General features: G+C 60.3%; 9 protein-coding genes. 5 read left to right on the forward strand and 4 right to left on the reverse strand.

The window, feature by feature from the left end; translation table 11 throughout:
• The 4 genes from OC610_RS14030 to OC610_RS14045 all read left to right on the forward strand — a co-directional run.
• Window positions 1-646: substrate-binding domain-containing protein (locus OC610_RS14030; protein ID WP_264428448.1), on the forward strand; the 646-nt coding region annotated here is incomplete at its 5' end.
• A 93-nt stretch (window positions 647-739) separates the two neighbouring features.
• Complete coding sequence (gene fdhD, locus OC610_RS14035; protein ID WP_264428449.1) at window positions 740-1579, forward strand: formate dehydrogenase accessory sulfurtransferase FdhD; 840 nt, start codon at window positions 740-742, stop codon at window positions 1577-1579.
• Window positions 1576-3924, forward strand: a complete 2349-nt coding sequence (locus OC610_RS14040; protein ID WP_264428451.1) for an FdhF/YdeP family oxidoreductase — start codon at window positions 1576-1578, stop codon at window positions 3922-3924. Before fdhD ends, OC610_RS14040 begins: the two co-directional genes overlap by 4 nt.
• Before the next feature lie 224 nt (window positions 3925-4148).
• Window positions 4149-4625: a glycine zipper domain-containing protein gene (locus OC610_RS14045; protein ID WP_198797049.1), complete on the forward strand. Its 477-nt coding sequence runs from the start codon at window positions 4149-4151 to the stop codon at window positions 4623-4625.
• Window positions 4626-4710: 85 nt separating this feature from the next.
• Here OC610_RS14045 and OC610_RS14050 read toward each other — a convergent pair whose 3' ends face one another.
• From OC610_RS14050 to OC610_RS14060, 3 genes are all read right to left on the reverse strand, one after another.
• Window positions 4711-5130, reverse strand: a complete 420-nt coding sequence (locus OC610_RS14050; RefSeq protein ID WP_264428455.1) for an acyl-CoA thioesterase — start codon at window positions 5128-5130, stop codon at window positions 4711-4713.
• 49 nt (window positions 5131-5179) lie between these two features.
• Window positions 5180-6406, reverse strand: coding sequence for a 3-hydroxyacyl-CoA dehydrogenase (locus OC610_RS14055; protein ID WP_264428457.1), 1227 nt, complete (start codon window positions 6404-6406; stop codon window positions 5180-5182).
• Between the two features lie 107 nt (window positions 6407-6513).
• The gene (locus OC610_RS14060; protein ID WP_264428458.1) at window positions 6514-8442 is read right to left on the reverse strand and encodes a RecQ family ATP-dependent DNA helicase; all 1929 of its coding nucleotides are present in this window, start codon (window positions 8440-8442) and stop codon (window positions 6514-6516) included.
• Between the two features lie 526 nt (window positions 8443-8968).
• Between OC610_RS14060 and OC610_RS14065 the strand changes: the two genes are divergently transcribed.
• A complete protein-coding gene (locus tag OC610_RS14065; RefSeq protein WP_264428462.1) occupies window positions 8969-9322 on the forward strand; it encodes a DUF1493 family protein in 354 nt (117 codons plus the stop codon).
• 55 nt (window positions 9323-9377) lie between these two features.
• Here OC610_RS14065 and OC610_RS14070 read toward each other — a convergent pair.
• The coding region (locus tag OC610_RS14070; protein WP_264428460.1) for a phosphoenolpyruvate carboxykinase (ATP) at window positions 9378-9672 on the reverse strand (295 nt) is incomplete at its 5' end.

Here is a 9672-nt window from a genome sequence, read left to right on the forward strand (position 1 = left end):
AGCGGCGGCCTGCCGGGGCAACCTGGTGGGCACGCTGCGCCTGGGCGTGGTGCCGCTGTCGAATTTCGATCCGCTGTCGATGATGCAGCGCCTGCACGCCGACCACCCCAGCCTGCGTTTCGAATTGTCGTCCCTGAGCTCCGAGCAGATTCTCGAACAGCTGGCGAACAACCGCATCGACCTGGGCATTTCCTACCTGGAACGCCTGGACAACGAGCGTTTCGAGGCGCTGCCGTTCAGCCATACCCGCATGGGCCTGCTTTATGACCAGCGGTTTTTCTTTTTCGATGAACAACCGCTGAGCTGGGAAGCCCTGGTCGAATTGCCCTTGGGCATGCTCACCAGCGGCATGCATTTTCGCCAGTCAATCGACCACAACTTCCACAGTCGGGGATTGTCACCCCAGCCGCTGTTGCAGACCGACGCGGTGCATCAACTGTTACAAGCCGTGCACGGCGGGCTGTGTTGCGCGGTAGTGCCGTTGGAGGGAGGCCTGCACGACATGGCCGAAGACCTGCGGATCCAGCCCATCGAAGGGGCGCAGTCACTCGTCCCGCTCGGCCTGATCATGCGTCGCGGCGCCCCGCGTTCGGCGTTGGCGGAGGCCTGTTTCGCGCTTTATCAGAAATCAACAAGCATCTCTTGATCGACGTCATCTATTGGAAGATCAGTAATAGCGATTAGACGTGGCAGATTGCCGCATTTAGTCTTACCACTATTCCTACTTTCAGTGATGCCCATGAACGACAAGCCTCCGGTCTGTCCAGCGCCTGACGTGGAACCCTCCACGGCAGCCGCCAGCCAGAGCTATCGCTACTGCAACCTGGACCACTCCGCATCGGACAGCACCGCGCTGGCCGAGGAAGTGGCGCTGGCGATTGCCTATAACGGCATCAGCCAGGCTGTCATGTTGGTCACGCCCACTGATCTGGAAGATTTCATCGTCGGTTTCAGCCTCGGCAGCGGCATCATCGAAGACCCTGCAGATATCTATGATGTGCAACTGAGCGGTACGGGTTCCGCGCACTATGCCCAGGTCACCATCGCCAATCGCGCCTTCTGGAATCTCAAGCAGCAACGTCGCCAGATGGCCGGCACCAGCGGTTGCGGACTCTGTGGCGTGGAAGCCGTGGAACAGGCGCTACCCGACCTCACGGCGCTGCCAGGTGCACCGCTCCCCCCGGCGCAATGGCTCGACGGCCTGCGCCAACGCATCAGCCAGTTCCAGCCCTTGGGCCAACATTGCGGCGCCGTCCATGCGGCATTGTTCATGAACGCCCAGGGCGAGCTGCTGCTGGGCCGCGAAGACATTGGCCGACACAACGCCCTCGATAAACTGATCGGTGCGTTGATCCGCCAACAAATCCCGGTGGCCGGCGGCCTGGCGATCGTCACCAGCCGCTGCAGCCTCGAATTGATCCAGAAAGTCCTGCGAGCGGGCATCCAGACCTTGGTCAGCCTGTCGTCGCCCACGGGCCTCGCTGTGCAGTGGGCCCGCCAACACAACCTCAACCTCATCCACCTGCCGCAAAAAAGTGCGCCGCGGGTCTATAGCCCTGCGATGGAGAAACAAGCGTGAGCAATTATCAACAAGCCAACCAGAAACCCGCACCGCGCTACAAGCCCTACAGGGGCCCGGCCGGTGGTTGGGGCGCGCTGATCAGCGTTGCCCAGGCCTGGCTGACCAGCGATAACGCGCTGAAGAACATCCGCATGATGCTCAAGACCAACCAGAACGGCGGCTTCGACTGCCCCGGCTGTGCCTGGGGCGATTCGCCGGAAAGCGGCATGGTCAAATTCTGTGAGAACGGCGCCAAGGCCGTGAACTGGGAAGCGACCAAGCGTCGGGTCGACGCGGCTTTTTTCGCCAAGCACAGCGTGACGTCGTTGCTGGAACAGAGCGATTACTGGCTCGAATACCAGGGGCGCCTGACGGAACCGATGAGCTACGACGCCGAAACCGACCGCTACAAGCCCATCAGCTGGGACGCGGCATTCGCACTGATCAGCAAGCATCTGAACGGACTGTCCAGCCCGAACCAGGCGGAGTTCTACACGTCGGGCCGGGCCAGCAACGAAGCGGCCTACCTGTATCAACTGTTCGTGCGTGCCTTCGGCACCAACAACTTTCCCGATTGCTCGAACATGTGCCATGAAGCCAGCGGCGTGGCCTTGTCCCAGAGCGTGGGCGTAGGCAAAGGCACGGTCACTTTTGACGATTTCGAACATGCCGACGCGATTTTCGTCTGGGGCCAGAATCCCGGCACCAACCATCCTCGGATGCTCGAACCGCTGCGCGAAGCGGTGAAACGCGGTGCACAAGTGGTGTGCATCAATCCGCTGAAAGAGCGCGGCCTGGAACGCTTCCAGCATCCGCAGCATCCGCTGGAGATGCTCACCAACGGTGATAAACCGACCAACACCGCCTATTTCCGCCCGGCCCTGGGCGGCGACATGGCGGTGCTGCGAGGCATGGCGAAGTTCCTGTTGCAATGGGAACGGGACGCGCAGAACAGCGGCGGCCCTGCGGTGTTCGACCATGGGTTCCTCAACGAACACAGCGCCAACGTCCTCGAATACCTGGCCGCCGTCGATGACACCCCCTGGGAGCAGATCGTCGAGCAATCCGGCCTGACCCTGGCCGAGATCGAGCAATCCGCGCGTATGTACGCCAAAGCCAACAACGTGATCATGTGCTGGGCAATGGGCATTACCCAGCACCGCCATTCGGTGGCGACGATCCAGGAAATCGCCAACCTGATGATGCTGCGTGGCAACATCGGCAAGCCAGGCGCAGGGCTCTGCCCGGTTCGGGGCCACAGTAACGTGCAAGGCGACCGGACCATGGGGATCAACGAGCGTCCGCCCGTTGCGTTCCTCGACACCCTGGAGCGGCGCTTCCAGTTCAAGGTGCCGCGTGAAAACGGCCACAACGTGGTCGAGGCGATCCACGCCATGGCCGCAGGCCGGGCAAAAGTGTTCGTCGCCCTGGGCGGCAACTTCGCCCAGGCTACGCCAGACAGCCACCGGACCTTCCAGGCCCTGGGCAATTGCGACCTGACCGTACAGATCAGTACCAAGCTCAACCGCAGCCACCTGGCCCACGGGAAGGAAGCACTCATCCTGCCGTGCCTGGGGCGTACCGACATCGACCTGCAAGCGGAAGGCTCGCAAGCCGTGACCGTGGAAGACTCCTTCAGCATGGTCCATGCCTCCAATGGCCAACTGCAGCCGCTGTCGAACCAGATGCGCTCCGAGCCCTGGATCATCGCCGGCATCGCCGCCGCCACGCTGGGCAGCCGTCCGGTGGATTGGAACTGGCTCGTGGCCGACTACAGCCGCATCCGCGACTTGATCGCCGAGACGATCCCTGGCTTCAAGGATTTCAACGAAAAACTCAAGAACCCCGGCGGTTTCTACTTGGGCAACAGCGCCGGCGCCCGTCGCTGGAACACGCCGTCGGGCCGCGCCAACTTCAAGCCTAACCAGTTGCCGGCCGACCTGATCCACGAGCGCACCCGCGCGACAGGTCAATTGCCGGACCTGATCCTGCAATCCATGCGTTCGCACGATCAGTACAACACCACGATCTATGGGCTGGATGACCGTTATCGCGGCGTCAAAGGCCAGCGCGACGTACTGTTCGTGAACGAAGCGGACATCATCCGCCTGGGCTTCAAGCCGGGGCAGAAAGCCGACATCGTTTCACTCTGGGATGATGGTCGTGAGCGTCGGGTCAAAGGCTTCACTTTACTGGCCTTCGACATCCCGGCCGGGCAGGCCGCCGCCTATTACCCTGAAGTGAATCCTCTGGTGCCGCTGGAGAGCACTGGCGACGGCAGCTTTACCCCAACCTCGAAGTTCGTGGCGATCCGCCTTGAAGCCGCGAGTGAAAACGGCTTGATCCTGGCCAAGTCGGCCTGACGTAGAACGGGGCCCCACGTACTTTCAGACGCCCACAAAAAAGGCCGTTTTCCTAGGAAAACGGCCTGTCTGAAGTAGCTAAAGACCGGCCAAATCAGGTTAAGTTCCAGCCTAAAAACAATAACTTAGAGAATTGTGCACAAGTCGTGTTACTCGTCGGATTTCGATTGTAACCAAGCGAAGCCAGCCTCAGGATCGCGCCGTCATCCCTTTGAGGCTCCTCTATGAAGTTCTCCTCCATTCTCTTGTTGTCCCTTGGCCTGATCAGTGGCGTCGCGTCTGCCGGCGGTACCGCCGAAGCAGGTGTAGGCGGCGCATTGGGCGGGGTTTTGGGTTCGGTCGTCGGCCAGTCCCTGGGCGGCAACACCGGCTCCACTATCGGCGCAGCCCTTGGCGGCGCGGGTGGTAGCGCAGTCGGCGCAGACAGACACAGCCGCGGTGAAGCGGCGATCGGCGGCGCATTGGGCGCAGCCGGCGGTAACGTGGTCGGCCGCAGCGTAGGCGGCACCACCGGTAGCCTGATCGGTGCCGCTGCTGGCGGTGGCGCCGGTGGCGCACTGGGCAACTACATGGGCAAGGACGACGATGACGACCGTTACGAAGGTCGCCGTGGCGATCGTCGCTACTATCGTGACGGGCACCCGGGTCGCGGCCATGCCTACGGGCACCGCAAGAAGCATCACCGCTACTACCGCGACTAACGGCTGACTTTTCTACCAGCCGGTAAAAGATCGCAGCCTTCGGCCGTTCTCTTCAGAGACTGACCGGAGGCTGCGATTTTTCGTTTCAGGCCACCAACCGTTCCAACGCTGCGCGTAATCGGTCAGGAATCGCCACGGGCCGATTCGATGCCCGATCCACGAAAACATGCACGAAGCGCCCCGCCGCGCAGGCTTCGTCCTCACCCACCTTGAACACCGCCAGCTCGTACTGCACCGAACTGTTGCCCAGCTTGCCGACCCGCAGGCCAACCTCGATCCGGTCTGGAAAAGCGATCGAGGCAAAGTAATCACAGGCCGAACTCACGACGAAGCCCACCACTTCTCCTTCGTGGATATCCAACCCGCCGGTTTCGATCAGGTAGGCGTTAACTGCAGTATCGAAAAAGCTGTAGTAGGTGACGTTATTGACGTGACCGTACACATCGTTGTCGTGCCAGCGCGTGGTAATGGGCTGGAAGTGCAAGTATTCCGTGCGTTGGGGCATCAGTTGTCCTTGGGTAATCCGGTTTTGGAACGCAGGGCAAGGCTCGGCATTATCGCTGGGAGAATCCCTTGCCTTGTGCAGCCAGCTCTCCGATCAAACGAGCGGGCTTCCATTGGTCACCCTGCTTCGTTTCGAGCTCCAACAAGCGCGCATGGATGTCGTCAAGCCCTTGCTGATCAGCCCAGGCCATCGGGCCGCCCTTGTCTGCGGGGAAGCCATATCCGTTGAGGTAGACCATATCGATGTCGTGAGACGACTCGGCGATGCCTTCCTGGAGGATCTTCGCACCTTCGTTGACCAGGGCCAGCAAGCAGCGCTCGAGGATCTCCTCGGTACCAATGTCACGCCGCTGGAAACCCAGCCCCTCGCTGACCCGCTGCACCAGCGCATCGACCTCGACATCGTGTTCAGCCTGGCGACTGCCTGGCTCATAGTGATAGTACCCGTTGCCGCTCTTCTGGCCGAACCGGCCCAACTCGCACAGGCGGTTGTCCACTTGCACCTCGGGCGCATCCTGGCCCTGGCCCGCCAGTTCCCGGGCACGCCATTCCAGATCGATCCCGACCACGTCGTACATGCGAAACGGCCCCATGGCGAAGCCGAAGCCCTGCAGCGCCGCATCGACCTGATGGGGGAGCGCCCCCTCCAAAAGCATCTTGCGCGCCTCCAGCACGTAGGGATGCAGCATCCGGTTGCCGATGAACCCATGACAATTACCCGATACCACGCTTACCTTGCCCATGCGTTTGCCCAACGCCAGCGCTGCGTCCAGCACAGCTTTCGACGTCTGTGCGCCGCGGACGATTTCCAGCAGTTTCATGATGTGCGCCGGGCTGAAGAAATGCAGGCCCAGGACCTGGGTTGGCCGACGCGTGGCGGCGGCGATGGCATCGATGTCCAGCGCCGAAGTATTGCTTGCCAGGATCGCCTCGGGCTTGAGCATGCCGTCCAGCTCGCGGAATATCTTCTGCTTGAGTTCGAGATTCTCGTAGACCGCTTCGATGACCAGGTCCACATTGCGGATCGCCGCGTAGTCATCCGCCCTCGTTACCCGGGCGATTCGCGCGTCGGCTTCGCTTTGTTCGAGTCGGCCCTGGCGTACGTTATGGGCATAAGTCTCGGCCACCGTGGCCAATGCCTGCTCAAGCATTTGCGGGTTGTTATCGACCCATTGCACAGTGACGCCGGCGTTGGCCAGGCACATCACGATGCCACGGCCCATGGTGCCTGCACCGACCACGGCGGCGCGCTGGATATCGAAGGTTGTCTGGCTCATGTTTGCTCTCTTGTTGGCGATCCAAGGACAGCACTCACCATAGTCAGCCACCGAAGATTTTAGAAATTTATTCGTGTGATGCACGGCATTCAGCAAATGGATGCAGCTCAGAGGTGCGCCTGGGTCCAACGACGAATCTCGGCATACGGATACTCTTCCAGCGCGGCATATCCCCGGATCGTCCGGGCCTTCAGCTTGGTGAAGAGCGGTACACTGATGCCGCAGAGGAACCGGGTCAGTCGCTCGGCAGAGGGTATATCGCCAGTGTGCTGCTCATGCCTGTGGATAAAGTCGCTGCACAACTCATCGAATTGTTTATCCACAAGGATTGGCAGTGGCGGTGGTTCCGGCAGATGAGCAACACGCCCGTCGCACACTGAACAGTGACCGCACTGCGGTGGAACCTTTTCATCGCCAAAATACTGCGCCAGTCGTTGTCCCAGACAGCGCTCGGTGGCAAACAACTCAAGCATCGCGTGGATGCGCTCGATTTCCGTTTTCTCGTGCTGGGTGAAACAAGCGTGGAGCTCAGTGCTCAAGGCCTGGGAATCAAAGCCAGGTTCAAGGACGTTGTAGACCTCGGTCATCAGCTTGCTTTCAAGCTCGATCCAGCCTTTCTCCTGGAAATAATCCAGCGCCTTGACCACGCGGTTTCGCTCGGCGCGGTGCTGCTGGTACATCCCGTCGAAATCCACCGTGGCCCAGGTACGAGCACGACTGGAAGTCCGGATGATCGCCGCGACAAAATCCCTTCGCTCGCCTTCGAACTGCTCCAGCAACTGCTCAGGCTCGATGAGGAACTTGAAGCGATATTCCGCGTAATAGGCATAACGCGGTGCAATCAGACGGCGCAGCTCCAGTTGTACCAGCAACGTCTTGAGCGGCAGTTGCCGGATATTGCTTTGGTCCGCCAGCGGTCCCAGCAAGAACTCCCATTGACCGTCCCGGGCCGCGCCCTTCAGCTCATCGAGCACGCAGCGGATGCCGGAAAGCTCCGGTGTATCGCCATAAACGAAATTCTCCAGGATGTTGAGACTGTCGCGATTGGCCAGTACCAGGCAATCGGACGGCTGCCCATCGCGCCCTGCCCGACCGATTTCCTGGCTGTAGTTCTCGATGGACTTCGGCAAGTCGAAATGGACCACGTTGCGGATATCGCTCTTGTCGATTCCCATGCCGAACGCGATGGTCGCGACGATGCAGTTGGACTGCCCGCCCATGAATCGCCGCTGGATGGCTTCGCGCCGTTCGTGGGGCAGCCCCGCATGATAAGCCTCGGCCAGGATGCCGTGCTGGCTCAGGTGCCCGGCAATCTGCTCGGCGGTTCGCTGCAGGGTGACGTAGACGATACTCGGCTGCCCGCCGCGCTCGCCCAACCATTGCAGCAGTCGCTCACGCTTGTCGTCACTGCGCACAGGCTCGACCAGCAGGTTGAGGTTGGGCCGATAGAAACCCGTCGTCACCACGTCATCGGCGGCGATGACGAACTTCGCCTGCATGTCGGCGATGACCTTTGGAGTCGCGGTGGCCGTCAGCAGCAATGTCTGAGGAATATTGAACTGACGTTGATAATCGGGGAGCTTGAGATAATCGGGGCGAAAATTATGGCCCCATTCGGATATGCAGTGGGCCTCATCCACCACCAGCAACGAAATCGACACTTGCTGCAGGAAATTGCGAAAGCGCTCGTTCTTTAGCCGCTCCACCGAAACCATCAGGACCTTCAACTCACCGGAACGGGCCCGCGCCATGGCCTCGCGGGCTTCATCACGACTCTGGGCCGAGTCGATACTGGCTGCGGCGATGCCGTGACGCCTGAGGAATGCCAACTGGTCCTGCATCAGCGCCAGCAGCGGCGAAACCACCAGCGTCAGGTGCGGCAATAGCAGCGCCGGCAATTGATAGCAAAGGGACTTGCCGGATCCCGTCGGAAAGATCGCCGCCGCCGACCGACCGGCGAGGATCGCACCTATGGTCGTCTCCTGACCGGGGCGAAATTGTGGATAACCAAAGACCTGTTCCAGGGTGCTGTGCATAAGCGGTCGCTCCTTTGACTGCTGTGAAGCTCAAAGCCTAGTCGGGCAACGCAGCGAGTCGAGAAAAGGTCGGGGTGAAAACGATACTGGATGATACAGCCGGAGTGGCTTTGGGCTTGGCCACAAGGCGATACAAATCCGGGCACTTTGATGTCTCGTCGCTGGTTCATTGGTGCGTTAAGGTGCGCCGTCAAGCCAGGGGACAACCCTGCACCAGACCCGCAATGGCAGGATGCCGTTGCTTGCCGAATCATAAAAAAGGAAACAGCCATGCCATTCAAATTGACGCGCTTCACTGCCCTGATCATGTTCCTGCTATTGGGTGGGTGCATGAGGCTTCCGGAAGAGCCACCTCTGCTTGCGGCCATTGGGCCCTCGATGCCCCACTTCCAGCCTTGCGTATACCAAGTTTCAGACCTCCCGACCTGAACCAGTAAAAATGGCCGTCTTCTTTTCGTTGGAAACGATTCGCCTTAGACTTTCCAATCGTACAGCCCTGCCATTCCTGCCCGTCGGATCCCTCAACATGCACCTCGCCCCAGGCTTCCCCGACGACTTCGTCATGCGCCAACTCATGGAACTGCTCCACGAAGAAATAGGCCTGCCGGAACGCAAGACCCTTCGCCTGGAGACCGCGATCAATCTTGATCTGGGCTGCGATGGTGCAGATGCCAGGCATTTGATGGAAACATTGGAAGAGCGGTTCGCCATCGACCTCATCGACTATGACGCCTACCGCTATTTCCAACCGGAAGGATTCGATGTGTTTCAAAAGCGCAGGGCCAAGGGACGTGGAGACAAAATGCCGCTGACCATCGGCATGCTCTACGCGGCAATCAAGGCGCAACGATGGGATACGAAGGCATTGGAAGGAAACTAGTCGCCCACAAAAAAGCCGCCCTCAACGGGCGGCTTTTTCATTGATCAACCAAGCCTTACAACTGCGGACCCGCAGCCTTGATCGCGTCGCTCACTTCGAACTTCTTGAAGTTCTCGATGAACAGGCCGGCCAATGCCTTGGCGGCTTCGTCGTAGGCGGCTTTGTCGGCCCAGGTGTTGCGTGGGTTCAACAGGCCAGTCTCGACGCCCGGAACAGCCAGCGGCACGTCCAGGTTGATGATGTCCAGGTGTTCGGTTTCAGCACCGATCAGCGCGCCGCTCTGGATGGCTGCGATCACCGCACGGGTGGTCGGGATGTTGAAGCGCTTGCCGACACCGTAGCCGCCGCCG

This window comes from Pseudomonas agronomica (genome assembly GCF_025917275.1).
In the GTDB taxonomy this organism is placed as follows: Bacteria; Pseudomonadota; Gammaproteobacteria; order Pseudomonadales; family Pseudomonadaceae; genus Aquipseudomonas; species Aquipseudomonas agronomica.

Bases quoted from the DNA above. Each gene is read 5' to 3' on its own strand.
- fdhD (WP_264428449.1), top strand. From the start codon at position 740: ATGAACGACAAGCCTCCGGTCTGTCCAGCGCCTGACGTGGAACCCTCC.
- OC610_RS14050 (WP_264428455.1), bottom strand. From the start codon at position 5,130: ATGCCCCAACGCACGGAATACTTGCACTTCCAGCCCATTACCACGCGC.
- OC610_RS14055 (WP_264428457.1), bottom strand. From the start codon at position 6,406: ATGAGCCAGACAACCTTCGATATCCAGCGCGCCGCCGTGGTCGGTGCA.
- OC610_RS14060 (WP_264428458.1), bottom strand. From the start codon at position 8,442: ATGCACAGCACCCTGGAACAGGTCTTTGGTTATCCACAATTTCGCCCC.
- OC610_RS14065 (WP_264428462.1), top strand. From the start codon at position 8,969: ATGCACCTCGCCCCAGGCTTCCCCGACGACTTCGTCATGCGCCAACTC.
- OC610_RS14045 (WP_198797049.1), top strand. From the start codon at position 4,149: ATGAAGTTCTCCTCCATTCTCTTGTTGTCCCTTGGCCTGATCAGTGGC.